Annotated in this window: 25 protein-coding genes; 6 read left to right on the top strand and 19 right to left on the bottom strand. The window is 66.2% G+C overall.

The window, feature by feature from the left end; translation table 11 throughout:
* From ACH107_RS09655 to ACH107_RS09640, 4 genes are all read right to left on the bottom strand, one after another.
* Positions 1 to 1,497: heavy metal translocating P-type ATPase (locus tag ACH107_RS09655; protein WP_412505665.1), on the bottom strand; the 1,497-nt coding region annotated here is incomplete at its 3' end.
* A gap of 4 nt (positions 1,498 to 1,501) precedes the next feature.
* On the bottom strand, positions 1,502 to 1,957 hold the full coding sequence (locus tag ACH107_RS09650; RefSeq protein ID WP_412505664.1) for a FixH family protein: 456 nt from the start codon (positions 1,955 to 1,957) through the stop codon (positions 1,502 to 1,504).
* Positions 1,957 to 3,393, bottom strand: coding sequence for a cytochrome c oxidase accessory protein CcoG (gene ccoG / locus ACH107_RS09645; protein WP_412505663.1), 1,437 nt, complete (start codon positions 3,391 to 3,393; stop codon positions 1,957 to 1,959). The genes ACH107_RS09650 and ccoG overlap by 1 nt, the downstream gene beginning before the upstream one ends.
* A 99-nt stretch (positions 3,394 to 3,492) precedes the next feature.
* Positions 3,493 to 4,380, bottom strand: a complete 888-nt coding sequence (locus tag ACH107_RS09640) for a LysR family transcriptional regulator (protein WP_412505662.1) — start codon at positions 4,378 to 4,380, stop codon at positions 3,493 to 3,495.
* 102 nt (positions 4,381 to 4,482) lie between these two features.
* On the opposite strand from ACH107_RS09640, the gene ACH107_RS09635 reads away from it, so the two are divergent.
* Together ACH107_RS09635 and ACH107_RS09630 are read left to right on the top strand one after the other, a co-directional pair.
* Complete coding sequence (locus tag ACH107_RS09635; RefSeq protein WP_412505661.1) at positions 4,483 to 4,638, top strand: hypothetical protein; 156 nt, start codon at positions 4,483 to 4,485, stop codon at positions 4,636 to 4,638.
* A 133-nt stretch (positions 4,639 to 4,771) separates the two neighbouring features.
* A complete protein-coding gene (locus ACH107_RS09630) occupies positions 4,772 to 5,323 on the top strand; it encodes a cyclic nucleotide-binding/CBS domain-containing protein (protein WP_412505660.1) in 552 nt (183 codons plus the stop codon).
* Between the two features lie 131 nt (positions 5,324 to 5,454).
* Here the strand turns inward: ACH107_RS09630 and ccoP are convergent, their stop codons facing one another.
* From ccoP to ccoN, 4 genes are read right to left on the bottom strand one after another with little or no spacing between them, the layout of a single operon-like run.
* The gene (gene ccoP / locus ACH107_RS09625) at positions 5,455 to 6,318 is read right to left on the bottom strand and encodes a cytochrome-c oxidase, cbb3-type subunit III (RefSeq protein ID WP_412505659.1); all 864 of its coding nucleotides are present in this window, start codon (positions 6,316 to 6,318) and stop codon (positions 5,455 to 5,457) included.
* A gap of 6 nt (positions 6,319 to 6,324) precedes the next feature.
* Positions 6,325 to 6,540, bottom strand: coding sequence for a cbb3-type cytochrome c oxidase subunit 3 (locus tag ACH107_RS09620; RefSeq protein ID WP_412505658.1), 216 nt, complete (start codon positions 6,538 to 6,540; stop codon positions 6,325 to 6,327).
* Between the two features lie 13 nt (positions 6,541 to 6,553).
* Positions 6,554 to 7,282, bottom strand: a complete 729-nt coding sequence (gene ccoO / locus ACH107_RS09615) for a cytochrome-c oxidase, cbb3-type subunit II (protein ID WP_412505657.1) — start codon at positions 7,280 to 7,282, stop codon at positions 6,554 to 6,556.
* Positions 7,283 to 7,298: 16 nt separating this feature from the next.
* Positions 7,299 to 8,903 (bottom strand): cytochrome-c oxidase, cbb3-type subunit I, encoded by a 1,605-nt coding sequence (gene ccoN / locus ACH107_RS09610; protein WP_412505656.1) that lies wholly within the window; start codon positions 8,901 to 8,903, stop codon positions 7,299 to 7,301.
* Between the two features lie 203 nt (positions 8,904 to 9,106).
* Here ccoN and ACH107_RS09605 point away from each other — a divergent pair, with 203 nt between their 5' ends.
* The 3 genes from ACH107_RS09605 (at position 9,107) to ACH107_RS09595 (ending at position 10,930) form a co-directional block, all read left to right on the top strand.
* Positions 9,107 to 9,946, top strand: coding sequence for a universal stress protein (locus ACH107_RS09605; protein ID WP_412505655.1), 840 nt, complete (start codon positions 9,107 to 9,109; stop codon positions 9,944 to 9,946).
* 125 nt (positions 9,947 to 10,071) lie between these two features.
* The gene (locus ACH107_RS09600) at positions 10,072 to 10,338 is read left to right on the top strand and encodes a hypothetical protein (protein ID WP_412505654.1); all 267 of its coding nucleotides are present in this window, start codon (positions 10,072 to 10,074) and stop codon (positions 10,336 to 10,338) included.
* A gap of 10 nt (positions 10,339 to 10,348) precedes the next feature.
* Positions 10,349 to 10,930, top strand: a complete 582-nt coding sequence (locus ACH107_RS09595; protein WP_412505653.1) for a DUF1523 family protein — start codon at positions 10,349 to 10,351, stop codon at positions 10,928 to 10,930.
* A 28-nt stretch (positions 10,931 to 10,958) separates the two neighbouring features.
* On the opposite strand, the gene ACH107_RS09590 is transcribed toward ACH107_RS09595, so the two are convergent.
* The 7 genes from ACH107_RS09590 to ACH107_RS09560 all read right to left on the bottom strand — a co-directional run bounded on the left by ACH107_RS09590 (position 10,959) and on the right by ACH107_RS09560 (position 21,394).
* Positions 10,959 to 11,831 (bottom strand): dimethyl sulfoxide reductase anchor subunit family protein, encoded by an 873-nt coding sequence (locus ACH107_RS09590; RefSeq protein WP_412505652.1) that lies wholly within the window; start codon positions 11,829 to 11,831, stop codon positions 10,959 to 10,961.
* Positions 11,831 to 12,577, bottom strand: a complete 747-nt coding sequence (locus tag ACH107_RS09585; protein WP_412505651.1) for a 4Fe-4S dicluster domain-containing protein — start codon at positions 12,575 to 12,577, stop codon at positions 11,831 to 11,833. Before ACH107_RS09585 ends, ACH107_RS09590 begins: the two co-directional genes overlap by 1 nt.
* Positions 12,578 to 12,659: 82 nt before the next feature.
* Positions 12,660 to 15,488, bottom strand: a complete 2,829-nt coding sequence (locus ACH107_RS09580) for a molybdopterin oxidoreductase family protein (RefSeq protein WP_412505650.1) — start codon at positions 15,486 to 15,488, stop codon at positions 12,660 to 12,662.
* A 211-nt stretch (positions 15,489 to 15,699) separates the two neighbouring features.
* The gene (locus ACH107_RS09575) at positions 15,700 to 16,824 is read right to left on the bottom strand and encodes an acetate/propionate family kinase (protein ID WP_412505649.1); all 1,125 of its coding nucleotides are present in this window, start codon (positions 16,822 to 16,824) and stop codon (positions 15,700 to 15,702) included.
* A complete protein-coding gene (locus ACH107_RS09570; RefSeq protein ID WP_412505648.1) occupies positions 16,821 to 17,759 on the bottom strand; it encodes a phosphate acyltransferase in 939 nt (312 codons plus the stop codon). Before ACH107_RS09570 ends, ACH107_RS09575 begins: the two co-directional genes overlap by 4 nt.
* Positions 17,760 to 17,907: 148 nt before the next feature.
* Positions 17,908 to 19,686: a sulfoacetaldehyde acetyltransferase gene (gene xsc, locus ACH107_RS09565; protein ID WP_412505647.1), complete on the bottom strand. Its 1,779-nt coding sequence runs from the start codon at positions 19,684 to 19,686 to the stop codon at positions 17,908 to 17,910.
* A 250-nt stretch (positions 19,687 to 19,936) separates the two neighbouring features.
* Positions 19,937 to 21,394 (bottom strand): PLP-dependent aminotransferase family protein, encoded by a 1,458-nt coding sequence (locus ACH107_RS09560; RefSeq protein WP_412505646.1) that lies wholly within the window; start codon positions 21,392 to 21,394, stop codon positions 19,937 to 19,939.
* Between the two features lie 142 nt (positions 21,395 to 21,536).
* On the opposite strand from ACH107_RS09560, the gene ACH107_RS09555 reads away from it, so the two are divergent.
* On the top strand, positions 21,537 to 21,884 hold the full coding sequence (locus ACH107_RS09555) for an antibiotic biosynthesis monooxygenase family protein (protein ID WP_412505645.1): 348 nt from the start codon (positions 21,537 to 21,539) through the stop codon (positions 21,882 to 21,884).
* A 6-nt stretch (positions 21,885 to 21,890) separates the two neighbouring features.
* On the opposite strand, the gene ACH107_RS09550 is transcribed toward ACH107_RS09555, so the two are convergent.
* From ACH107_RS09550 to ACH107_RS09535, 4 genes are all read right to left on the bottom strand, one after another.
* The gene (locus ACH107_RS09550; RefSeq protein ID WP_412505644.1) at positions 21,891 to 22,886 is read right to left on the bottom strand and encodes a type I glyceraldehyde-3-phosphate dehydrogenase; all 996 of its coding nucleotides are present in this window, start codon (positions 22,884 to 22,886) and stop codon (positions 21,891 to 21,893) included.
* A gap of 123 nt (positions 22,887 to 23,009) precedes the next feature.
* Entirely contained in the window at positions 23,010 to 23,618 is a 609-nt protein-coding gene (gene cobO / locus ACH107_RS09545) for a cob(I)yrinic acid a,c-diamide adenosyltransferase (RefSeq protein ID WP_412505643.1), read from the bottom strand.
* A 20-nt stretch (positions 23,619 to 23,638) separates the two neighbouring features.
* Entirely contained in the window at positions 23,639 to 24,355 is a 717-nt protein-coding gene (locus tag ACH107_RS09540) for an LrgB family protein (protein WP_412505642.1), read from the bottom strand.
* Positions 24,352 to 24,711, bottom strand: a complete 360-nt coding sequence (locus ACH107_RS09535) for a CidA/LrgA family protein (RefSeq protein ID WP_412505641.1) — start codon at positions 24,709 to 24,711, stop codon at positions 24,352 to 24,354. Before ACH107_RS09535 ends, ACH107_RS09540 begins: the two co-directional genes overlap by 4 nt.
* Positions 24,712 to 24,768: the final 57 nt, after the last annotated feature.

Genomic DNA, 24,768 nt, shown 5'->3' with positions numbered 1-24,768 from the left:
GGCGGCGAAACCGGCCTCGCGCGCCGCGCGGGTGATGGCCTGCGCGAGCGGGTGCGACGACCCTTCGGCCAGTGCCAGCGCCACCTCCACCTCGCGGCGCGGCAGGGCCGCGAGGTTCGTGAGCACGGGCGTCCCCGCGGTCAGCGTGCCGGTCTTGTCGAAGACCACCGTATCGACCTGCGCCAGCCGTTCCAGCGCGGTCTCGTGCTTGATGAGCATCCCCCGGCGGAACAGCCGGCCGCTGGCCGCCGTCGTCACCGCCGGCACGGCGAGGCCCAGCGCGCAGGGGCAGGTGATGATCAGCACCGCGGCGGCGATGTTCAGCGCCGTGCGCATGTCCCACGTGTAGGCATACCAGCCGACGAAAGCCAGCGCCGACAGGATGTGCACGCCCGGCGCATAGAGCTTCGCCGCCCGGTCGGCCAGCGAGGTATAGCGCGAGCGGCCCGATTCCGCGATCGCCACGAGGTCGGCCATGCGGTGCAGCGACGTGTCGCTGCCCACGGCCGTCGCCCGTATCGTCAGCGGACCGGTCAGGTTGACCTCGCCCGCCGAGACGGCCTGCCCCTCGGTGGCAAAGGCGGGCACGGTTTCCCCGGTCAGGAGCGACCGGTCGATTTCCGACGTGCCCTCGACGATCTCGCCGTCCACGGGCATCCGGCCACCGGGGCGCACGCGCACCAGGTCGCCCACCGCGAGGTCGGCCACGTTGACCGTCCGTTCCTCGCCGTCCGGGTCCAGCCGCAGGGCGCGGGGCACCTCCAGCGCGGTCAGTTCCTCGGCGGCCGACCGCGCGATGGCCCGCGTGCGATGGTCAAGGTACCGCCCCGCCAGCAGGAAGAAGGTCAACGCGATGGCCGCGTCGAAATAGGCGTGTTCGCCCGACAGCGATGTCTCCCACAGCGAGGTGACCACCGCCAGCAGGATCGCCAGCGTGATCGGCACGTCCATGTTGAGCTGTCGCTTGCTGAGCGCCGCCCACGCGTTGCGGAAAAACGGTTGGCCGGAAAAGGCGATCGCGGGCATGGCGATGGCGGCCGAGATCCAGTGGAAAAGGTCGCGCGTCGGCCCCTCGGCGCCCGACCAGACCGACACCGACAGCAGCATGACGTTCATGCTGGCGAAGCCGGCCACGGCGAGCCGCATCAGCAGGTCGCGCCCGGCCTTGTCGGTGGCCGTGGCCGACAGCGTGCCGGGGTCCAGCTCGTGCGCCTCGTAGCCCAGCGATTCGACCAGCCCCTTCATCTCGGCCGCGGTCACGTCCGGCGCCGCCTCGATGCTGGCGCGCTTGAGCGTGAGGTTCACCCGCGCCGAGGTCACGCCCGGATGCGCGTTCAGCGCCTTCTCGATCCGCGTGATGCAGGCCGAGCAGTGGATCGTCGGCAGGCTGAGCGCGATCTGCGCGTTGTCGGGCAGTTCCGCCGCGGCCTCGGCGGCCGGGGCGGCCGCGCAGGCCGGGCAGGCCGAGACCGGCGAAGGGCGCATCGTGGCCGTCACGGTGTCATTCCTTGATCAGGACCACGCGCTGGCGGAACTCGGTACCGTCCAGCGCGGTGGCCTCCATCCGGATGTTCCAGTTGCCGTCACCCAGCGGCACGCGGGCCACGTAGGCGCGTCCGTCAAAGGTGAAATCCGGTGTCTTGTCGTCGAAGACATGCGTGGCCCGCCCTACAGTGGCGTCCAGCCGGCCCACCTGTACGGGTTCGCCCGCCTCATCGGTGATGCGCAGGGTCAGCAGGCCGCCCTTGTGATGCGCCGACACGTCCCAGCCGAGCGATTCCTGCGCCGCCTTGCGTTCGTTGAACGTCTGGCTGGCGACGTAGGAATTCTTGACCTCGAGCCCCGGAAAGGTGTTCACCGCCGAGAAGGCCAGCACGAGGTTGACGCCGATGATCACCGTGAAGGCGGCCGCGAAGCCGATGAACACGTGCTTGCCCGTTATGCGCCGTTCGCTCATCAGTTCGCCTTTCCGTTGAAAACAGTGTCCTTGTGGGCCCGGTCGCCGTTCGAGATGTCCTCGACCCACAGGCGCAGTTCCGTGCGGTCCTGCCGGGCCGGGTCGGATCCCGGCGGCGCGACCAGATAGACCCGTTGCAGCATGGCCGTGTCGGCCGGCACGTTCACCGTGCTGTAGGGCGTGCCCTCGAGCTGGAGACGCACCGCGTTGTGCCCGGTGACGGACATCTTGAAGGGCCGTTCCTCGCCGTGCTTGTTGCGCAGCCGCACCTCGTAGGTGTTGCGGATGGAGCCATCGGACATGGTGACGAAGGTCGGGTTGCGCACCGGCGCCACGGTCATGTCGATATCGGGCCGGATGAACAGGGCAAACAGCAGCCCCACGCCGACGAGGGACCAAAGCGACGTGTAGAGCACGGTGCGTGGCCTGAACACGTGCTTCCAGACGGGCGTGGCCTGTCCGCCTTCGCGTTCGGCCTGTTCGTCGGTCAGCGCCATGTAGTCGATCAGGCCGCGCGGCTTGCCGATCTTGGCCATGATGTCATCGCAGGCGTCGATGCACAGGGCGCAGGTGATGCATTCAAGCTGCTGCCCGTCGCGGATGTCGATCCCCACCGGGCAGACGTTGACGCAGGCCATGCAATCGATGCAGTCGCCCTGCTCGGCACCGTTCTGGACTTCCTCGGAATGCTTGCGCGGCTCGCCGCGCCATTCGCGGTAGGCGACGGTCAGCGTGTCCTCGTCCATCATCGCGGCCTGGATGCGCGGCCACGGGCAGGCATAGATGCAGATCTGTTCACGCGCGAAGCCGCCGAAGAAGAAGGTCGTGCCGGTCAGCACCGCGATGGTGGTATAGGCAATCGGGTGCGCGTCCAGCGTGAAGAGGTCGACCAGCAGCGTCGGCGCATCGGTGAAATAGAACACCCACGCCCCGCCGGTCGCGACCGCGATCAACAGCCACGTGACCCACTTGCCAAGGCGCAGGCGCAGCTTGCGGAAATCCCATTTCTTCTGCCGGTGCAGGCGCAGCCGGGCGTTCCGGTCGCCCTCGATCCAGCGCTCGACGAGGATGAAAAGGTCGGTCCAGACCGTCTGGGGGCAGGCATAGCCACACCAGACCCGGCCGAGCGCCGAGGTGAACAGGAACAGCCCCAGCCCGGCCATGACCAGAAGCCCGGCGATGAAATAGAATTCATGCGGCCAGATCTCGATCCAGAAGAAATAGAAGCGGCGGTTGGCCAGATCCACGAGCACCGCCTGATCGGGCAGGTTCGGGCCGCGGTCCCAGCGGATCCACGGGGTGACATAATAAATCCCCAGGGTGACGATCATGATCACCCACTTGAGATTGCGGAACTTGCCGAAGACCTTCTTGGGAAATACCGGTTCGCGGGCGGCATAGAGGCTTTGCGGTGCGTCGGGCTGTGTATCGGCCAACGGAATCACTCCGGGTGTCGGGAAACTGTGCAATCGCTTTTGTCAGCAGGGCCCGTCAGCGGCTTTGACATGTATCAAATTCTGACTCTGAAAGTGATCTTATTCAAGTGCGGCAGAATTGCGCGCCTGCTTGCGCAGCCATGCCGCGAAGGACCGGGCGGGCGGTCGCAGGACACCGGGGCGCGTCACGATGTGATATCCCGCGGCGCCCCCGTCCCTGAACAGCTCCAGCAGGCGGCCGGCGTCGATGTCGTGGCGCACCCATTCACGAACCGTCACCGCCACGCCGTAGCCGTTGCGCAGACCGTCGAGCAACAGGTTGCCCGGCACCTGCGTCAGCCCGCCCTCGCGGTCCCGGGTCACACCCCGGCGGCGCAGCCAGTCGCTGGCCTCGGTTGTGCCGAATTCCTGCAGCCACGGCAAACCCGTCAGGTCCGCCGGCTCGGACACGTCGCGGCCCGCGACCAGTTCGGGCGCGGCCACGGCGACGATGGGCGTCTCGAACAGCGGCCGCGAATCCAGCCCCGGCCAATCGCCGGTGCCGTAGCGGATGGCGATGTCGATGCCGCCCGGCTCGATCGGGACGATCCGCGGCGTCGGGTCGATCATCAGGTCGATTCTCGGATGCGCCTCGCGGAAATCGGAAAGGCGCGGCATCAGCCAATGCGCCGCGAAGCTGGGCGTCGTGCTGATCTGAAGGGGGCGGTCGGCGTCGGCCGCGCTCAGCGCCGCGGTCATCCGGGCGATGGCGCCGAACCCGACGCTGCACGCGTCGGCAAGCTGGCGGCCTTCGGACGTCAGCATCAGTTCCCGGCCCGTCCTGTCGACCAGCGCCACGCCCATGTGTGTCTCCAGCGACCGCACCTGCTGGCTGATCGCGGCATGGCTGACATTCAGGGCCGCCCCGGCCGACATGGTCGATCCCGTCTCGGCCAGGGCGGCGAAGGCGCGCAGCGCCGTAAGGGGTGGCAGTTCGAGCCAGTTCATGAATGTAACCCCTGCTTACAGTTTTGAATTTTTCCTGAGTCGCGTAGCGCCACGCGTTGCGCCATACAGAGCGCACAAAACCAGATTCAGAAAGGAAACGCCATGCTCAAAATATTCGCCAATTCTTTCATGACCGCCGCCCGCACAGACGCCCGCGTGCACTGGGGCGCACCGGGACATTGGCGCAAGGGTCCGGCCTTTGACACCCGCAGCCCCGCCGAACTGGTCGCCCATACCGAAGGCCGCCGCCGCGACTGAAGATTGGTGTCTTCGCAGCGATCACCACCGGTTCGAGGCCGGGCCGCCCCGGCGGCCCGGTCCGCATTTTTTGACGCGACCGTTTGCCGCCCTATGCTCTTGTCGAGATTTGACACCATGTCAGGAGGCCTCGATGTCGCAGCCGCAACCGGGAATCGCCGAACGCAACGGTGCACGCCTGAAAGATCGCGCCGAGTATGCAAGCAAACCCCGCCCGCTCACCAGCAATGCCGGGGCAACCGTGGCCGAGGCGGTCAAGGAGATGTCGGCCAAGAATTACGGCTGTATCATCATCACCGATGCCGACAGCCGGATCGAGGGCGTGGTGACGGAACGCGACATCATGAACAAGCTGGTCGGCAAGGCACTCGACCCGAGCACCGTGACACTGGGCGAGATCATGACACGCGAGCCGAGGTTGGCGCGCGAGGACGACCAGATGCTGGATTGGCTGCGCATCATGTCAAACGAGCGGTTCCGGCGGTTGCCGGTAGTCGATGACGAGGGGCGCATAAAGGCGCTCTTCACGCAGGGCGATTTTGTCAGCTACACGTGGCCCGACCTTTTCGACCAGGCCAAGAACCTTGCCAAGGCATCGGTCATCAGCCGCTTCCACTATTTCCTGATCGGTGGAGGTATCCTGATTTACGTGCTGGCGATGATCGTGGTGGTCAGCGCCGTCTGAAAAAAGGCCTTACATCGCGGCCCGCGGCAAGATGATGTGGCACCGGCCATTCCAGGAAACGCGCGAACAGGACGGAAGGGCCGGTGCCTGACCCCGGGACGCCACATCGGGCGCCCCGGGGCATTCTTGTGTCACTCGCCGCCACCAAGCTGGTGGACGTAGGCCGAGACGGCGCGGATCTCGGACTCGCTCAACCGTTCGTTCCACGGGGGCATGACGCCGTACCGCGAATTGGTGACGGTTTCCTTGATGGTCGCGAAATCCCCGCCATAGAGCCAGATCGCGTCGTTGAGCGCGGGCGCCCCCTGGAACTGGTCACCGCTGCCGTCTTCCATGTGGCAGGCCGCGCAGTTGTTGACGAACAGCTCCTCGCCGGCGGCGGCGGCGGTCGCGTCGCGCGGCGTGCCGCCCGACAGCGTCATCACGTAGTTGGCGACCTGGTCGATTTCCTCCTCGGCGAGTATGTCACCGAAGGCGGGCATTTCCGAGTACCGGGCGTCGGGGTCCTCCTCGTTCCGGATGCCGTGGGCGACGGTGTGATGGATATCCTCCATCTTGCCGCCCCAGAGCCACGCATCGTCGATCAGGTTGGGATACCCCTTGGCCCCCGCCGCACCCGAGCCGTGGCACTGCGCGCACCATGTCTTGAAGACGGCCTCCCCGGCGGAGCGGGCATAGCCCTGCAATTCCGGGTCGGTCGTGATCGCCGCGAGTTCCACCGACGCCAGCTTCTCGTTGATCTGGGCGTTGGCCGCCTCGGCCTCGGCGATGTCCTGGGCCACGTTCTCGCGGGTGGACCAGCCCATGTAGCCCGCCGTCGCGTCCTTGATGCCCGGCCATGCGGGATAGGCGATGGTATACCAGATGCCCCAGATGATGGTGGCATAGAATACCCACAGCCACCAGCGCGGCAAGGGGTTGTTGTATTCCTGGATGCCGTCCCACTCGTGCCCGGTGGTTTCCGGCTCCTGCTTCTTGGTCGGTTTCTTGGCCATGTCGTCTCACGCCTCCTTGGCGTCGGGGTCGCCGTCACTGGCGTCGGATTCGCCGTCACCGGCGGGTTTGTCTTCGTGCCGGAAGGGGATGCCTGACGGTTCCTCGTATGTCTTGGTTGCGCCCGGGCGGAACACCCAGATCACGACACCGATGAAGAACACGAAGAGGAACAGCAGCATCCAGCTGTCGGCGAACTGGCGGAGCAGGGAATATGTTTCCATCTCGTCACCTTCCTCAGCGGCTGGCCACTGGCGTGAAGGTCGAGAAATCGACCAGCGTGCCCAGCATCTGCAGATACGCGATCAGGGCGTCGGCCTCGGAAATACCGGCCTGACCGTCGAAATTGCGCACGTTCACCTTGTCACCGTAGCGCTCTGACAGCCCCTCGGTATCGCCGAACGGATCGACCTGCGCCCGGAAATCGTCGGCCGCGTTCTCGATCATCGCCTCGGTATACGGCACGCCCACGAACGCGTCGGTGCGCAGCCGGTCCTCGATGTATTCCGGCTCGATCATCCGGTCCTCGAGGTAGCCGTATTTCGGCATGACCGATTCCGGCACCACCGATTGCGGGTCGCGCAGGTGGTCCACGTGCCATTCGTCCGAGTAGCGGCCGCCGACGCGTGCCAAGTCGGGCCCGGTGCGCTTGGAGCCCCACTGGAACGGGTGGTCGTACTGCGATTCCGCCGCGAGGCTGTAATGGCCGTAACGCTCCACCTCGTCGCGCATCGGCCGGATCATCTGGCTGTGGCAGACATAGCAGCCTTCGCGGATGTAGATGTCACGCCCGGTCAGCTCCAGCGGGGTGTAGGGGCGCATGCCCTCCACGTCCTCGATGGTGTTTTCCAGCCAGAAAAGCGGTGCGATCTGAACGATGCCCCCGATCGTCACCACGAGAAAGGCGAAGATCGTCAGAAGCGTGATGTTCTTCTCGAGGATCGCGTGTTTGTCCAGGATTGCCATTGGTCGGTCCCTTCTCTTATTCGGCCGGGACCGCGGAATGGCTGCTTTCAACAGCCGGGTTCCGCCGGACGGTCATGTAAAGGTTGTAGCACATGATGATTGCACCGGTGATGTAGAGCACTCCGCCAAGGCCGCGCACCACGTACATCGGGAACTTGGCCGCCACCGTGTCGGCGAAGGAGTTCACGAGGAAGCCGTTGGCATCCACTTCGCGCCACATCAGACCTTCCATGATGCCGGTCACCCACATGGACGCGGCGTAGAGGATGATGCCGATCGTGGCGAGCCAGAAGTGCCAGCTGACCATCGAGAGCGAGTAAAGCCGTGCACGGTTCCACAGTTTCGGCACGAGGAAGTAGAGCGCACCGAAGGTGATCATGCCGTTCCAGCCGAGCGCGCCGGAATGCACGTGCCCGATCGTCCAGTCAGTGTAGTGCGACAGCGAGTTCACCGCGCGGATCGACATCATCGGCCCCTCGAAGGTGGACATGCCGTAGAAGCCGACCGAGATCACCATCATCCGGATCACCGGGTCGGTGCGCAGCTTGTCCCACGCGCCGGACAGCGTCATCAGGCCGTTGATCATGCCCCCCCAGGACGGCATCCACAGCACGATCGAGAACACCATGCCCAGCGTCGAGGCCCAGTCGGGCAGCGCGGTGTAGTGCAGGTGGTGCGGACCGGCCCAGATATAGATGAAGATCAGCGCCCAGAAGTGGATGATCGACAGCTTGTAGGAATAGACCGGGCGCTCGGCCTGTTTCGGCACGAAGTAGTACATCATCCCGAGGAAACCCGCCGTCAGGAAGAAGCCGACGGCGTTGTGGCCGTACCACCACTGCGTCATGGCGTCCTGCACGCCCGAGAAGAGCGCGACGGATTTGGACCCCCAGATCGAGACCGGGATGCTGAGGTTGTTGACGATGTGCAGCATCGCGACGGTGATGATGAAGGACAGGTAGAACCAGTTGGCCACGTAGATGTGGCGTTCCTTGCGCTTGACGATCGTGCCGAGGAAAACGGCGAGGTATGCCACCCAGACGATGGTCAGCCACCAGTCAACGTACCATTCCGGTTCGGCGTATTCGCGCGATTGCGTGGCGCCCAGCAGATAACCGGTCGCCGCCAGCACGATGACAAGCTGATAGCCCCAGAAGACGAACCACGCCAGGTTGCCGCCCCAGAGCCGTGCCGCCGAGGTGCGTTGCACCACGTAGAACGATGTCGCGATCAGGGCGTTGCCGCCGAAGGCGAAGATCACCGCCGAGGTATGCAGAGGCCGCAACCGGCCGAAATTCATGTAGCCCTGCGCCCATTCGAAATTGAGCCCCGGAAAGGCCAGCTGGAAGGCGATGAACGTGCCCGCCAGGAAACCGACCACGCCCCACAGGGCGGTCGCGACCACGCCGGCGCGCACGACGCCGTCCATGTACTGGCCCGACAGGTCCACGTTGGGCACTGGTTCATCCGTGTGGCGCAACACCCACAGGAAAAGCCCGCCGGCCACGAGCGCGACCGTCAGCGCGTTGACCAGATAGGCCAGATCGCGCGCGTAGTTGGCCGCGATCAACGCAAACAGCGTGATCAGGCCAAGCGCGATCAGCTTGATATAGTTCGTCATCTTGCGTCCCTTCGTCATTTCCGCACGGGTCCCCCCGACCCGCGCAGGCGCGTTTCATACCGCGCCGTTAATGCTGCCGGTGCGAAATGCCTGCCTTGATCTGTATCAAAACGGTGTCATCCGTTTGTTGACGCGCATCAAGGCGGGTCTTTCGAATCCGTGCAATCAATCTTGCCAGACGAACAAGACGTAAGGAATGCGACATGAGTTATAATTGCCTGTTTTCCGTCCTGACGGATGACGCGCTGGTTGACGAGACGCTGGCACACGCGATGGCGATTGCACGGGCGCACGACGCGCATCTGGATGTGCTCTGCATGGGCGTGGACCGCAGCCAGACAGGCTATTATTATGCCGGCGCCAGTGCCGTCGTCCTGCAGGAAACGATCACCCGCGCCAACGAGGAGGCCGAGGCGATCAAGGAAAAGGCCCGGCACGTTCTGGGCCTGTCCGATATTCGCTGGGGCACGGAATCGGGCGTCGCGCAGCTGGCCGATCTGGGGCGGCACATTGCCGCGCGGGCGCGGTTCTCCGACCTGGTGATCCTGCCGCAGCCCTATGGCGAGGGTCGCGGCGCCGAACTGGAGGCGGTCACCGAATCCGCGCTCTTCGAAGGGCATACGCCCGCGCTTGTCGTGCCGCCGGGCGAAGCGCCCGAGGCCCATCCGAAACGCGTCATGATCGGGTGGAACGAAAGCGTCGAGTCGATGAACGCTGTGCGCGCCGCCATGCCCCTGTTGGCCGCGGCCGACGTGGTGCACGTGGTCGTCGTGGACCCGCCGGCGCACGGCCCGACCCGGTCGGATCCGGGCGGGCTGTTGTCGCAGTACCTGGCGCGGCACGGTGTGCGCGTCGAAATCGATGTCCTGTCCAAGACGATGCCGCGCGTGTCCGACGTTCTGCTGCGTCATGCCGCGGACATGGACGCCGACATGGTCGTGATGGGCGCCTACGGGCATTCGCGCTTTCGCGAGGCGATCTTCGGCGGCGCGACGCGCTACATGCTCGAAGAAGCCAAGCTGCCGGTCCTGATGGCGCACTGAGGCCGCGCCGGGCGCGGCTGTCCCGGGCGTGCCGTGCGTTTTCGGTGGACAAGCCCGGCCCGGCCAAGCAGGATCAACCCGCTTTCCGGTGGCCGGGCTGACCCGGCGGAAAAGATGGGCAGGGCATGCTGGCATTCTTGAGACTGCTGTTTTTCGGCTTCATCTTCCTGACGGTGATCTATGTCAGCGTCTCGCTCTGGGCGCGCTCGGTGCGTGAGGAAAAACTGCGGCGCGAATGGGACGCGGGGGCTAGGCCCGGCGACAGGGATGCCTATATCGAGGCGGGCATGGCGCAGTACCGCACGTCGCTTCGCCGGCGGCTGATCCTGCTGGTCTATGTCGTGCCGGTTGTGTTCGTCGTGGCGGTCATCTACGTGACCAATTTCATGTAAGGGGGCCTGCATGGTCTATGTAAAATGGGGTTTCATCGCGGCTTTCTGGCTGCTGGTGGCCGGGGTCCTGCATTACACGCTGCCGCAGCACGACGTGGCGCGCATCACCGACACCTACGAGAAACGGGTCGATCCGGGTTCGAACGCGCTGTTCTGGGCCAACGCGGACGCGGGCAGCGACCCCACCGTCAAAAACCGCGACGTGTTCTTCATCCAGACATTCCGGACCGACGACGCCCCGATGATCTATCGCAACGAGGATACCGGCTGGGGCTGGCCGCCCTATTTCAAGTTCGACACCTCGAACCTGCAGGCCGAGGCGTCGGACCTGATCTCGAAGCAGAATGCCGACACCCCGCAATGGGTGATGATACGCCATTACGGCTGGCGCAACGAGTTCTTCTCGATCTTCCCGAACGCCGTTTCGGTATGGCCCGTCGACAGCCCGGACGCGCGCGTGATCCCGTGGTTCAACATCGTTCTGCTGACATTGCTCGCCGCGGGCTTCTGGGCGATCCGGGTGCGTTGGCGGCGATTCCGCGAGACCCGCATCAACCCCGTGGTCGACGAATGGAGCGACGGCTGGGAATGACCACGGCCGGCGCCGGCGGCGGCCTGTCTCAGCGCTTGCCGTAGTACAGGCCCACGACATGCTCGGCCTCGGCGAAGAAAAGCCAGCGCGAGGCGGCGACCCCGGCAAGGTGGCCGACCACCGCGAACAGCGCCAGCACGTGATGGAACGGCAGCAGAAGCAGCACCACCGGCAGGACATAGCCCATCCCCAGCGCGATCAGTCGCAGCTTGGCCGCGTGCTTGCGGCCCACCTGGAAGACGAATTCCCGCAACAGGTAGTTCGTGCCGGTATGGGGCGGCTCGAAGGCGCGGACCGTGCCGATACCGCCGAGGCCGGTCGCGCTGGCCATGTCGGTGCCGCTGGTGGCAAGCGCCTTGTCACCGCGCACCCACCACAGGACCTGCACGGCCCCCGCCACCGGCAGCAGCACCAGCGCCGCCGTGACCTGCCCGGCCAGCAGCGCCCCGCCACCCAGCGACAGCGCGAGGAAAAGCAACGGCGTGAGCGGTGTTTTCCAGCGCGGCACGGTGGCAAGCTGGGCATAGATCATCGAGGTGCAATGGACGGTGACCAGCGACAGCGCGGCGCCCAGCCATCCCAGAAGCACCCAGCTTTCGCCCAAGAACACCAGCCCCGCCCCGTGCAGCGCCATGACGAGCAGCGCCGCGACCGACGCCACGCCTTCGCGGCTGAGCCAGCTTGACCGCCACTGGCTGAACGCCTTTGCCGCACGTTCGGGGCGGCCGAGGTGGAAGGTCGAGGCCAGAAGCCCGCCCACCGCCAGTGCGTAGGCGATCGCGAAGAAGACGAAGGCGACCCAGCCGGTCACCGCCGGGTGCCCGATGCCCAGCCAGAAAAGCAGCCCGAACCCGAGGCCCGACAACGTGCTGAAGATGATGACGGAGGGCGCCGGGTGCATCAGATTTTCTCCAGCGCCTTGTCGAGCCAGCCGATGAAGCCCTTGGGCTCTTCCGCCACGGGGTCGAGATAGGGGGCGAGCGTGTCGGCCGCCTCGATCCGGTCCTTGGGCCGCGGCGGCAGGTACTTGTTGACGGGCCTGGTGCCCTGTTCCGGCATCAGGTCCATGCCGCCGCGTTCGGCCACGAGGCGGCTGACATCGCTGTCGGGATCGCCGAGGTCGCCGAAATGCCGCGCGCCCGACGGGCAGGTGCGCACGCAGGCGGGCACGCGGTCCTCCTCGGGGAGGTTCTCGTTGTAGATTCGGTCGACGCAGAGGGTGCATTTCTTCATCACGCCCTCGGCCGCGTCCATCTCGCGCGCGCCGTAGGGACAGGCCCAGGCGCACAGACCGCAGCCGATGCAATCGCTTTCGTTGACCAGCACGATCCCGTCCTCCACGCGCTTGTAGCTCGCGCCCGTGGGGCAGACCGTGACGCAGGGCGCGTCCTCGCAATGCAGGCAGGACTTGGGAAAATGGACAAGCTGCGCCGCGCCCTCGTCGGGCTGTACCTCGTAGCTGTGCACCCGGTTGAGAAAGGTGCCCGCGGGGTCGGCGCCGTACGGCTCCTGGTCGGACAGCGGCGCGCCGTAATTTTCCGTGTTCCAGCCCTTGCAGGACACCACGCAGGCGTGACAGCCGACGCAGGTATCCAGATCGATCACGAGGCCCAGCTTGCGGTCGGTTTTGTCGGGAAGGGTTGTCATGATCCGCCCTCGCACGTGTTGAGATGTCGGGACTGGGGCGCTGCCCCAGACCCCGGGGTATTTTCACCAAGAAGAAACGCGGTCACCTGCCAACCTTCCATTCGAGGTGATCGGGGCCCCCGGCCACGGGGGAGGTGATCTGGCCGAAGGACGGTTGCGATTCCGGCGGCGCGGGCGCCTTCTCGATCCTGACGCGCAGGTCGAACCATGCGGCCTGCCCGGTTACGGGATCGGAGTTCGACCAGCGCAGCCCGTCGCCACGGGGCGGCAGCAATTCGTGGATCAGGTGGTTGAGCAGGAACCCCTTGGTGGCCTCGGGCGCGTCCTCGGACAATGCCCAGGCGCCCTTGCGCTTGCCGATGGCGTTCCACGTCCAGACGGTGTTTTCGTTGAGGGCGGCCATGTGCGCCACGGGCACGGTGATTTCGCCGTGCGCGGAGGTGACGCGCGCCCAGTCACCATCGCAAAAGCCGTGTTCGCGCCACAGCCGGGTTGGCAGGTAGAGCGGGTTGTGCCCGTGTATCTGGCGCAGCCACGCGTTCTGCGAGCCCCAGCTGTGATACATCGCCATGGGGCGTTGCGTCAGCGCGTGAACCGGGTATTCCACCGGGTCTGCGGTTGTTTCCTCGAAGGGCGGATACCACAGGGGCAGCGGATCCATCGTTTCGCGGATGCGGGCGCGCAAGTGGTCGGGCGGCTGCCGTTCGCCGTGCCCCTCGGCGGCGAGCTGGAACTTGCGCAACGGTTCGACGTAAAGGTCGAAGACGTAGGGTTGCGGCGTGTCGAAGATGCCCATGCCCACGGCCCAGTCCTGATAGCCCATGTTCCACGGCTTCATGTAGGCGCACTCCTCGGGGATGTGCTTGATGAAGAAACCGCCATTGGCGATGTAACTGTTGAGCTGCGCCGGGTTGGGCGCGCCGCGGCCGTGGGTCAGCCCGCTCGGGCCCATGCGCCAGCCGGCCAGCGGCCCGACCCCGGGCTTGCGTTCGTGGTTGGTGATGTAGTCGGCGTAGTCGGTGTACCTTGCCTTGCCATTCGCGTCGGTGAAACCGGGCAGGTTCAGCTTGTTGGCCAGTTGCACCAGCACCGTCTGGAAACCACGCACGTCGCGGTCGGGCTCGACCACGGGCCAGCGGATGGCGTCGGCGGCCGCGTCGGCCTCGCAGATGGGGCGATCCAGCAGGCTGATGCAGTCATGCCGTTCGAGGTAGGTCGTGTCGGGCAGGATCAGGTCGGCATAGGCAACCATTTCGGAGCTGTAGGCATCCGAGTAGATGATCCGCGGGATGACGTAGTCGCCGTTCTCGTCGGTATCGGTCAGCATGTCCATCACGCCGCGCGTGTTCATCGACGAGTTCCACGCCATGTTCGCCATGTAGAGAAACAGCGTGTCGATCCTGTACGGATCGCCCGCATGGGCGTTTGATATCACCATGTGCATCAGCCCGTGGGCCGACAGCGGGTTTTCCCAGGTGAACGCCTTGTCGATGCGCGCGGGGCTGCCATCCTCCTTGAGGGCCAGCCCCTCGGGCCCGCGCGGGAACCCGAGGTGCGGCCCGTCCAGCGGACAGTCGGGCCGGGCCCTGCAATGCGGGGTCGGGTGGGCCGCGACCGGCTTGGGATAGGGCGGCTTGAAGCGGAAGCCGCCCGGCACCTCGACGGACCCCAGCAAGATCTGCAGCACATGCAGCGCGCGGCAGGTCTGGAACCCGTTGGAATGGGCCGATATGCCGCGCATCGCGTGGAAACTGACGGGGCGGCCGCGCATCTGCGTGTGTTTCTCGCCGCGGAAGTCGGTCCACTCCCGGTCGAGCACGATCTCCTCGTCGAAGGCGACGCGTGCCAGTTCCGCGGCGATGGCGCGGATCTTCGAGGCGCGCACGCCGCAGCGGGCCGCCACGGCCTCGGGCGCGTATTGCTTGTCGAGATAGCGCGAGGCCATCAGGTGCAGCACGGGTTTGTGCGTTATGTGGCCGTCGCGGTAGGTGGCATGCAGATCCGGGCGCACCCCGGGCCGGTCGAACGGGGCGAGCTTGCCCGTGCGGCGGTCGATCACCTGCGGCTTTCCCGCCGCGTCGCGCAGGAACAGGCCGTAATCCGGCGATTTCGAATCCCGGTTCACGATGCAGGGGGCATTGGTGTACCGCGCGAGGTAGTCGAGATCGATCCGGCCGGCTTTCATCAGGCAATGGACCAGTGACAGGATGAACAGCCCGTCCGTGCCCGGCGTGATGCCGACCCAGTCATCCGCGACGGCGTTGTAGCCCGACCGGATCGGGTTGACCCCGATGACCTTGGCGCCACGCTCCTTGAGCCGGCCGATCCCCATCTTGATGGGGTTGCTGTCATGGTCCTCGGCGACCCCGAAGATCATGAACAGCTTGGTCCGTTCCCAGTCGGGCTGGCCGAATTCCCAGAACGCGCCGCCCATCGTGTAGATGCCCGCCGCCGCCATGTTCACCGAGCAGAACCCGCCATGGGCGGCGTAGTTCGGCGTGCCGAAATTCTGCGCCCAATAGCTGGTGAAGGATTGCGACTGGTCGCGGCCGGTGAAGAAGGCAAGTTTCTCGGGGTTGTCCCGCCGGATCGGTTCGAGCCAGTCCGTCGCGATCTGCAGCGCCTCGTCCCACGAGATCTCCTCGAACTCGCCCGATCCGCGCGGGCCGACCCGCTTGAGCGGGGCGCGCAGACGAGACGGGGCGTTGACCTGCATGATCCCCGCCGAGCCCTTGGCGCAGAGCACCCCCTTGTTGACGGGATGGTCGCGGTTGCCCTCGATATAGGCCACCTTGCCATCCTTCATGTGCACGTCGATCCCGCAGCGGCAGGCGCACATGTAGCAGGTCGTCTTGCGGACCTCGTCCGAGACGTCGGGCGACGTGTCGATCCATGGTTGCTGATGGGTCATCTAAGGCTCCGGCGTTGCGCGGCCTGCACGGTAGGCCAGATCAAGCAGTCAGGCGACCGTTTTCTGCATCGTTCGGTTTTCCCGAAAACGTGTCCCGAAAAACCAAAAGATCGGGCGCCACTCCTTGCGATCCGGGCATGGCAGCGGCGCGGGGCGGCGCGGGCACCGACGCCCGCAACCCGGTGGCCGGGCCGCGATCCGGGCCGTGGCGTCATTGCCCCGCCTCGATCAGGCGCCGGGCATCGGCGGCGATGACCCGTTCCTCGTTGGCCGGCACGATAAGGGCGGCGACGGCGGAGTCGGGCGCGTGCAATTGCCGGGCGCCGGCCGCGTTCGCCGCGCTGTCCGCCCGCAGGCCGGCCCAGCCCAGCCCGTCCATGATCCGGGCCCGGATCGGCGCGGCATTCTCGCCGATGCCGCCGGTGAAGGCGATCGCATCGAGCCCCTGCATCGCCGCGATCACCCCCCCGGCATGGCGCAGCGCCCAGTAGCAGAAATGCTCCACCGCGAAGCGCGCGGCGTCGTCGGGCCGGTCGAGGATCGTCTGCATGTCGTTGGTGCCCGCCAGCGCGCGCAGCCCGCAATCATGGTTGAGCATGTGCGTGGCGCCGTCGATCCCGTGATCTCCGGCCATGCGCAGGACCGCCATGCTGTCGAGGCTGCCGGGCCGGGTCCCCATCACCAGCCCGTCCACCGGCGAATACCCCATCGAGGAGGCCACCGACCGGCCGTCGAGGATGCCGCACAGGCTGACGCCGTTGCCCAGATGCATCGCCAGCAGGCGGCGCGGCAGATCGGGGCGCAGCGCGTCGACAAGCCCGGAATAGCTCAGGCCGTGGAACCCGTAGCGGCGAATGCCCTTTGCCCTCTCGGGCTCGGGAATGGGGTAGGTGGTGGCCACCGCCGGATTGGTGACGTGGAACGCGGTGTCGAAGCTGCCGTATTGCGGCAGCGCGGGGGCCAGCGTGGCCAGCGCCTGCACCCCTGACAGGTTGTGCGGATTGTGAAGCGGCGCAAGGTCATTGCAGGCCGCGATTCGGCTCTGCACGTCCCTTGTCAGCCGCACGGGCGCCGTCAGGGTGGCGCCCCCGTGCACGATGCGATGCGCCGCCGCGTCGAGCCTGTCGGGCGCGACGCCCTGTGCCGCCATCGCATCCAGCAGATGCGACAGCGCCGACAGGTGATCGGGCGCCGCGACCTGCCGCGTGTCGTCACCAAGTCTGAACCGCGCATCGCCCCCGATTTCGGACACCGCGCCGTCAAGCACCGTGTCAAGCGCGTCATCGAAAAGCTGGACCTTGACCGAGCTGGAACCGGCATTGACGACGAGGATCATGGCCGCGCCTCCGCGGCGATCACGCCCAGCGCCGCCGACGCGATGCGCGCCGCCGGCGATTGCGCGCGCGACGTGAGAAGGATGGGCACCTTGGCGCCCAGCAGCACGCCGGCGCAACAGCAGCCCATACCCAGCATCATCAGCTTGAACAGCGCGTTGCCGGTGGTGATGTTCGGCGTCAGGACGATGTCGGCATCCCCCGCCACGGGCGAGCTGTAGTTCTTGGCGTCCGCGGCCTCTTTCGAGAATATCAGGTCGAGCGCCATCGGCCCGGCGACCTCGGCCTCGGGCAGCGCCGTCCTGGCCCAGTCGGCGATGACCGCGGCATCCATCGAGTTCTGCAAGGACGGGATCGGATCTTCGTTGGCCGACAGGATGCCGGCCTTGGGCCGTTCCATCCCCAGTTGGCGCGCCAGCGTCACGGCATGGGTCAGGCAGGCCTGCCGCGTCTCGATGTCGGGGTCGACGTTCAACGCGGCATCGGTCAGCAGCAGCGGCCGGTCGGAATGCGGTGCCGTGATGTGAAAGACATGCCCGCAGCGCGCGCCGGCCTCGCGCAGACCCGCCGCCATCGGCAGGAGCGCCTTGAGAAAGGTGGATGTGTGGATCTGCCCTTTCATGATCGCCTGAACCTGCCCGGTGCGCGCCAGCTCGGCGGCCATCGGCGCGGCCCCGGCCTGTGGCGCGTGGACGAGGCGGATATCCGCGATATCCCAGCCGATACGTTCGGCACATGCCTTGATGCGAGCCTTGTCCCCGATCAGGACGGGCTCGGCAAACCCGGCCTCGGCGGCCTCGCGCAGCCCCTGGAGGGGCAGCTCGGCCCCCGCATTGACCAGCGCGACGCGCATGGGCGGCAGGCCGCGCGCCTGTTTCAAAAGCCTTTCGGGCGCATGGGGCGGGGTATCGGAAAGGAACGGGAAGGGCTCGGTCATGGTGTCCTCGGTCGGGTCGATTCGGGCGTTGTCTGCCGGGTCTTGTAACCTGCACCGGAAACATGTGCCCCGGATGACGCCCGCCGGCGTACCACGACGCCGGGCGGGCCGCGGCGCGGCGTCCGGCCGCCCCGCGCCCGCGGCCGTGTCACCCGCCCTGCTGGGGGCGCATGTCCGCCGGGTCGATCCCGGCCACCTCGACGGGCTTTTTCATCGCGTCGCGGCGGAACGGCTCCCCCAGTTCCTGGTTGATCATCGCCTCGATCAGCGTCGTCCTGCCGTTCTGCATCTGGTCCTTGATCGCCTCGTCCAGCGCCGCGGTCAATTCGTCCATCGTGCGCGCGACCACGCCCTTGAGGCCGCAGGCCTTGGCGATCCTGGCATAGGACACGCCCTCGTCCAGTTCGGTCCCCACGAAGTTGTCGTCGAACCACAGGGTCGAGTTGCGCTTCTCGGCGCCCCATTGGTAATTGCGGAAAACGATATGCGTGATCGCCGGCCATTCCGCGCGGCCGATCGCCGTCAGTTCGTTGACCGCGATGCCGAAAGCGCCGTCGCCCGCGAAGCCCACGACCGGCACGTCCGGCTGGCCGATCTTGGCGCCCATGATCGACGGCAGGCCATAGCCGCAGGGGCCGAACAAGCCGGGCGCAAGGTATTTGCGGCCCGCCTCGAAGCTGGGATAGGCGTTGCCGATCGCGCAGTTGTTGCCGATGTCCGAGCTGATGATCGCCTCCTTGGGGAGGGCCTGCTGTATCGCGCGCCATGCCATGCGCGGGCTCATCCAGTCGGGCTTGGCCGTGCGCGCCCGTGCGTTCCAGCTGGTGCCCGGGTCGTCCTCCTCGTGGTCCATGCTGGACAGTTCCTGCGCCCAGGCCGACTTGGTCTTGGCGATGATCGCCTTGCGCTCCTCGCGGTTCGCGTCGCCGGCCGCGTCATCCAGCTGCCCGAGGATCGCGGTCGCGACTTTTCCGGCGTCGCCCACGATCCCCACGCTGACCCTCTTGGTCAGGCCGATCCTGTCGGGGTTGATGTCCACCTGAATGATACTGGCATCCTGCGGCCAGTAGTCGATGCCATAGCCCGGCAGGGTCGAGAACGGGTTGAGGCGCGTGCCGAGGCACAGCACCACGTCGGCCCTGGAAATAAGTTCCATCGCCGCCTTGGACCCGTTGTAACCCAGCGGCCCGGCGAAAAGCGGATGGGAGCCCGGGAAGGCGTCGTTGTGCTGATAGCCCACGCAGACGGGCGCATCCAGCCGTTCGGCCAGCGCGCGCGACGCGTCGATTCCGCCCGCCAGCACGACACCGGCGCCGTTCAGGATGACCGGGAATTTCGCGGCGCTCAGCAGCGCGGCCGCTTCGCTCAGCGCCTGCTCACCGCCCCGCGGGCGCTCGAAATCGATGATCGCGGGCAGGTCGACATCCACCACCTGAGTCCACATGTCCCGCGGGATGTTGATCTGCGCCGGCGCGCTCATGCGCTTGGCCTGCATGATGACGCGGTTGAGCACTTCGCAAACGCGCGTCGGATCCCGCACCTCTTCCTGGTAGGCGACCATGTCCTCGAACAGTTTCATCTGCTCGACCTCCTGGAAGCCCCCCTGCCCGATGGTCTTGTTGGCCGCCTGCGGCGTCACGAGCAGCAGCGGCGTGTGGTTCCAGTAGGCGGTCTTGACGGCGGTGACGAAGTTGGTGATCCCCGGCCCGTTCTGCGCGATCATCATCGACATCCCGCCCGTTGCCCGGGTGAAACCATCGGCCATCATGCCGGCGCTGCCCTCGTGCGCGCAATCCCAGAAGGTAATGCCGGCCTTGGGGAAAATGTCCGAGATCGGCATCATGGCCGAGCCGATGATGCCGAAGGCATGTTCTATCCCGTGGCGTTGCAGCGTTTTCACGAACGCTTCTTCGGTCGTCATCTTCATCTGGCAATCCTCGGCTCTGCGCGTTTTCAGGGGGACGGACTTTCACCCTGACGCTAAACGGCGGGCCAGCGGCATTCTAGGGCCAATAGCGATCATAGCATATATCCAGAAAATTCGGACATGGATGCACAACGGGCGAAACCGTGCACCGGGCAGACGCCCGCCGTCGGTATAAAATATTAATTTCATTACATTTTCAGGAAATATTCCGAAAGGGCGCCGTCAACGTCGGGATCCGGGTGGTCTTCGTTCATCCGGCCAATTCGCTTGCGATGCGCCCGATGCCTTCCGGGATGCGCTCGGCCGTTATGGAAGAGTATGCCAGCCGGTAGTAATTCCTCGGCGGACGGGAGCCGCCGAAAAACGAATGTCCCGGCTCGATCAGCACGCCCCGCGCCCGCAACCGGCGATCGAGGTCGGCGGTATCGACGTTCCCGGGGGCTTTCATCCAGATGGAGCTGCCGCCGAAAACCCCGCGCCCGGCAACGCCGAGGCCATGCGCCTCGAGCGCGTTTTCCATCACCCTGCGGCGCCCCGCGAAAACCTGGCCCATCCGCCGCACAAGGCTGTCGTAGTGGCCAAGGCTCAGGAAATAGGCGGCTGTCCGCTGCATGTGGCCCGGCGGATGACGCAGCACACTGGCCCGCAGCGCCCGCGCCTCGCGGATGAAAGGCTGCGGCCCGACAAGATAGCCCAGCCTGAGACCCGGAAAGATGGATTTCGAGAAACTGCCGACATAGATCACGCGCCCGTCGGAATCGAGCGACTTGAGCGCGGGAAGCGGCGAACGCAGGAAAGAAACCTCGAATTCGTAATCGTCCTCGACGATCAGCGCGTCCATCGCCCGCGCCCTGTCCAGCAGGGCCTTGCGCCGCGCCAATGGCATCGTGGCGTTTGTGGGCGACTGGTGGCTGGGGGTCACGAAGATCACGTCGGCGCGCGGCGGCAGGCCCTCGGCCGGCATCCCGTCGCGGTCCACCGCGACGGGGGCCAGATGACAACGCGATTGCGTCAGGATATCGCGAAGCGCGTGATAGCACGGCTCCTCGATTGCCGCCGTGCGCCGTTGGGTCAGCAGCACCTGCGCCGTCAGCCACAGCGCGTTCTGCGCGCCCATCGTCAACAGGATCTCGCCCGGTTCCGCGAGGATACCGCGCCGGGGCAGCGTGTGGCGGGCGATGAATTCGATCAGCCTGGGATCATCCTGATCGTAGTAGTCGCTGGTTAGCGCCTGGAAGTCCTTCTGCCCCAGTGCGCGCAGGGCACAATGCCGCCAACTGGCATGATCGAAAAGCGTCGGATCCGTCTGCCCGTAGATGAAGGGATAGCGATAGCTCGACCAGTCCTGCGGCTTTTCCGGCGTGGCGCCGCCCGTGTAGCGCCGCCCCAAGGCGCGGTTCCAGTCGATCGTGTCCCGCCGCGGGTGGTGGGCTGGAAACTGCGGCGGCTCGGGCGCGTTGCGCGACACGAAATAGCCCGAGCGATCGCGCGATTCGAGGTAGTCGTTCGCCTGAAGCTCGGTGTAGGCCAGCGTCACGGTGATGCGGCTGACCCCGAGATGCCGGGCCAGCTTGCGCGACGAGGGCAGTTTTTCCCCCTTGCGGAACCGGCCCGACAGGATGCCCTGCGCGATCATCTGCTGGATCCGGGCCTGCAGCGTGCCCTCGCCTTCGGGGTCGAGAAAGAAGGTTTCGACGGAAATCGCCATAAAAGCACGCTACACTGGACTTATTGCCAGTGCAATCTGGCCCGACGTGCCGGCGGGGCCACCGCGTTTCGCAATCCGGTTGCACTTGACGCGCGCCGCACCGAGACTGCCGCGACCAAGATTCCAGCACCGGAGGCCCGCCATGATCGCCATCATATTCGAAGTCATCCCGGCAGAAGGCCGGCAGGCCCATTACCTGGACATCGCGGCCGAGATGCGGCCCCTTGCCGAACAGATCGACGGTTTCATCTCGGTCGAACGTTTCCAGAGCCTGACCGACCCGGACAAGCTGTTGTCGATCTCGTTTTGGGAAAACGAGGACGCGGTGCAGCAATGGCGGCGCCTTGCCGCGCATCGCAAGGCGCAGGCCGAAGGCCGCGGCGGGGTCTTTGCCGATTACCGGCTGCGCGTCGCCCATGTCATGCGCGATTACGGCATGTTCGAGCGCGCCGAGGCCCCGCAAGACAGTCTGGAGGCCCACGGGGGCTGAGCCCGGTCAGCGCCCGGCGATGCGCCGCGCCATGTCGACCATCCGGCAGGAAAAGCCCCACTCGTTGTCGTACCAGCCGAAGACCCGGAGCAACCCGCCGTTGGAGACCGACGTTTCCGGCCCGCACAGGATGATCGATTCGGACCGGCCGCGCAGGTCCGAACTGACGAGCGGTTGCTCGGTCCAGCCGAAGACGGGCGACCTTTCGGCGGCGGATTTCAGCACCGCGTTCACCGCCGCCTCGGTCACCGGTTCGCGGGTCTGGACCGTCAGGTCGATGCAGGACACGCTGGCGGTGGGCACACGGATGGCGCGCGCCTCGATCCGGCCCGACAGCTGCGGCAGCACCAGACCCGTCTGGTGTTGCGCGCTGGTCGTTGTCGGCACCATCGACAGCGCCGCCGCGCGGCTGCGTTCGGGGGCATCACGCGGCTTGTCCACCGTGGGCTGACTGCCGGTGTAACAATGCACGGTGGTCATCTGGCCGCTTTCGATACCGACGGCGCCGTCCAGCAGCCGGGCAAGCGGGGCAAGCGCGTTGGTCGTGCAGGACGCGTTGGAAATGATCCGCTGATCCGCCAGATCGCCCTCGTTGGCGCCCAGCACCAAGGTGACATCAGCCTCGGCCGACGGGCCCGAGACCAGTACCGCCCGCGCGCCGGCGTCAAGGCCGCGTTCGGCCACGGCCCGCTTGCCGCCCATGCCGGTGCATTCCAGCACCAGATCGACACCGTGCAGGTCGAGCGTGCTGAGATCCGGCGCGGCATGGAAGGGGATGCGGCGGCCATCGACGCGCAACGCGCCCTCCTCCGCCGTCACCTCGCCCGGCCACGGGCCGAAGACGCTGTCATACTGGAACAGGTAGGCGCAGGTCGGCAGCGGCTCGATCTCGTTGATCAGCACCAGCTCGATATCCGGCGCGTCGCGCAGCAGGATGCGCAGCAGGGTCCGGCCGATACGGCCGAACCCGTTGAGCGCGACACGAACAGGTCGGTCCGTCATGGCGGTCTCCGGGTCAGGAAGGGTCACTGTCGTCCGTACCCTGTGCCGGCCCGGCCGGGGCCGCCAGCAATGAAACAAAATTTGATCATATTTTCCCGGCCCGTCGTGCAGGGGCGACCCGAGTCAGAATTCCACGCCGATCTGCGCCTTGACCCCGGAGCGGAACGGATGCTTCACGAGGTCCATCTCGGTGACGAGGTCGGCGATCTCGATCAGGTCTTCCTTGGCGTTCCGCCCCGTCAGGACAACATGGGTCATGTACGGCTTTTCCTCGGCGAGGAAACGCACCACTTCGTCGATATCGAGGTAATCGTACCGCAGCGCGATATTGATCTCGTCCAGCAGGACCATCTTGTTGGCCTCATCCCGGATCAGCTCCTTGGCCTTTTCCCACGCGGCCTGTGCCATCTCGGTGTCGCGCGTGCGGTCCTGCGTTTCCCAGGTGAAACCTTCGCCCATGGTGTGAAACGTGCAGGTGTCCGCGAATTTCGACATGATCAGGTCGCGCTCGCCCGTGCTCATGCCGCCCTTGATGAACTGCACGACGGCACATTTCATGTCATGCGCGATGCAACGGAAGATCATGCCGAAGGCCGCCGAGGACTTGCCCTTGCCCTTGCCGGTATGAACGACGATCAGCCCTTTCTCGTCTGTCTTGGTGGCCATGATCTTGTCGCGGGCGGCCTTCTTCTTGGCCATCTTCATGGCGTGGCGGTCGGTATCTTCGGTCATCTCGCGCGGTCCTTCGGGAATTACGGGAACAGGGACAAGACATAAGGCGCAAGAAGCGCCGTTAGCAAGGCATTCAGCCCCATGCCGATCCCGGCGAAGGCCCCGGCGGTATCATTCACCTGGAAGGCGCGGGCGGTGCCGATACCGTGCGCGGCGACGCCGACGGCGAACCCGCGCGCCCGCCAGTCGCGGATGCCCATGGCGTTCATCAGGGGCGTCACGATTACCGCCCCGATGATGCCGGTCAGGATGACCAGCGCGGCGGTCAGGGTGGGCAGCCCGCCCAGTTTCTCGGCAATGCCGATGGCCACCGGCGCGGTCGTTGATTTCGGCGCGAGCGAGGCCAGCGCCACGCCTTCAACGCCCAGCGCCCCCGCGATCCAGAGCGCCGACGCGACCGCGGTGCCCGACCCCACGACCAGCGCACCGGCCATGGGCAGAAGCGCGTGACGCACATGGTGCCGGTTGGTGTAAAGCGGCCCCGCCAGCGCGACGGTGGCCGGGCCGAGCATGAAATGCACGAACTGGGCACCTTCGAAATAGGTGGCGTAGGGCGTGGCGGTGGCCCAGAGAACCGCGGCAAGCATCCCCATCGCCAGCAGAACCGGGTTGGCCAGCGGGTTGCGCCCGCTGGCCCGGAACAGGGCGTCGCCGACAAGGTAGGCCAGCAATGTGGCGGTGAGCCACAGAAGGGGCCCCTCGCGCAGGTAGGACCAGATGTCGGGCAGGCCGGTCATTCCCGCGCCTCCTTGCCGCCGGTCAGGCGCACCAGCGCCACGAAGGTCAGCGCCCCCGCGATCAGGGCAAGCAACGTGCTGCCCGCCAGCGCGGCCATGAGCGCAAGCCCCGAGGCGCCGAGAACGTCGGCATGGCTGATCACGCCCACGCCCGCCGGCACGAAGAGAAGCGAGAGATGCGCAAGGATGCCCTGCGAGGTGGGCAGAATGCGGTCGGCCAGCCTACGGCTGGCCATGAACCCCGCAAGCAGCAGCGCCATGCCGATCACCGGGCCGGGAACCGGCAGGGCCAGAAGCCGGGCCAGAACCTCGCCCAACAATTGCGCGGCAAGGATCACGGTGATGTTGACGATCATGGACGGCCCCCTTCGCTTCTTGTCCGCGCACAGCATATTCGCCACGCTGCGAAAGGA

It is taken from the genome of Roseovarius halophilus (ex Wu et al. 2025), assembly GCF_047086965.1.
This window is presented reverse-complemented; position numbering and strand designations above follow the sequence as displayed.

Coding starts and splice junctions, on each gene's coding strand:
- ACH107_RS09590 (WP_412505652.1), bottom strand. CDS start 11,831: ATGCACCCGGCGCCCTCCGTCATCATCTTCAGCACGTTGTCGGGCCTC.
- ACH107_RS09580 (WP_412505650.1), bottom strand. CDS start 15,488: ATGACCCATCAGCAACCATGGATCGACACGTCGCCCGACGTCTCGGAC.
- ccoN (WP_412505656.1), bottom strand. CDS start 8,903: ATGACGAACTATATCAAGCTGATCGCGCTTGGCCTGATCACGCTGTTT.
- ACH107_RS09595 (WP_412505653.1), top strand. CDS start 10,349: ATGGTCTATGTAAAATGGGGTTTCATCGCGGCTTTCTGGCTGCTGGTG.
- ACH107_RS09535 (WP_412505641.1), bottom strand. CDS start 24,711: ATGATCGTCAACATCACCGTGATCCTTGCCGCGCAATTGTTGGGCGAG.
- ACH107_RS09550 (WP_412505644.1), bottom strand. CDS start 22,886: ATGACGGACCGACCTGTTCGTGTCGCGCTCAACGGGTTCGGCCGTATC.
- ccoO (WP_412505657.1), bottom strand. CDS start 7,282: ATGGCAATCCTGGACAAACACGCGATCCTCGAGAAGAACATCACGCTT.
- ACH107_RS09585 (WP_412505651.1), bottom strand. CDS start 12,577: ATGACAACCCTTCCCGACAAAACCGACCGCAAGCTGGGCCTCGTGATC.
- xsc (WP_412505647.1), bottom strand. CDS start 19,686: ATGAAGATGACGACCGAAGAAGCGTTCGTGAAAACGCTGCAACGCCAC.
- ACH107_RS09630 (WP_412505660.1), top strand. CDS start 4,772: ATGTCGCAGCCGCAACCGGGAATCGCCGAACGCAACGGTGCACGCCTG.
- ccoP (WP_412505659.1), bottom strand. CDS start 6,318: ATGGCCAAGAAACCGACCAAGAAGCAGGAGCCGGAAACCACCGGGCAC.
- ACH107_RS09540 (WP_412505642.1), bottom strand. CDS start 24,355: ATGACCGGCCTGCCCGACATCTGGTCCTACCTGCGCGAGGGGCCCCTT.
- ACH107_RS09635 (WP_412505661.1), top strand. CDS start 4,483: ATGCTCAAAATATTCGCCAATTCTTTCATGACCGCCGCCCGCACAGAC.
- ACH107_RS09560 (WP_412505646.1), bottom strand. CDS start 21,394: ATGGCGATTTCCGTCGAAACCTTCTTTCTCGACCCCGAAGGCGAGGGC.
- ACH107_RS09555 (WP_412505645.1), top strand. CDS start 21,537: ATGATCGCCATCATATTCGAAGTCATCCCGGCAGAAGGCCGGCAGGCC.
- ACH107_RS09570 (WP_412505648.1), bottom strand. CDS start 17,759: ATGACCGAGCCCTTCCCGTTCCTTTCCGATACCCCGCCCCATGCGCCC.
- ACH107_RS09605 (WP_412505655.1), top strand. CDS start 9,107: ATGAGTTATAATTGCCTGTTTTCCGTCCTGACGGATGACGCGCTGGTT.
- ACH107_RS09620 (WP_412505658.1), bottom strand. CDS start 6,540: ATGGAAACATATTCCCTGCTCCGCCAGTTCGCCGACAGCTGGATGCTG.
- ACH107_RS09640 (WP_412505662.1), bottom strand. CDS start 4,380: ATGAACTGGCTCGAACTGCCACCCCTTACGGCGCTGCGCGCCTTCGCC.
- ACH107_RS09650 (WP_412505664.1), bottom strand. CDS start 1,957: ATGAGCGAACGGCGCATAACGGGCAAGCACGTGTTCATCGGCTTCGCG.
- cobO (WP_412505643.1), bottom strand. CDS start 23,618: ATGACCGAAGATACCGACCGCCACGCCATGAAGATGGCCAAGAAGAAG.
- ACH107_RS09600 (WP_412505654.1), top strand. CDS start 10,072: ATGCTGGCATTCTTGAGACTGCTGTTTTTCGGCTTCATCTTCCTGACG.
- ACH107_RS09575 (WP_412505649.1), bottom strand. CDS start 16,824: ATGATCCTCGTCGTCAATGCCGGTTCCAGCTCGGTCAAGGTCCAGCTT.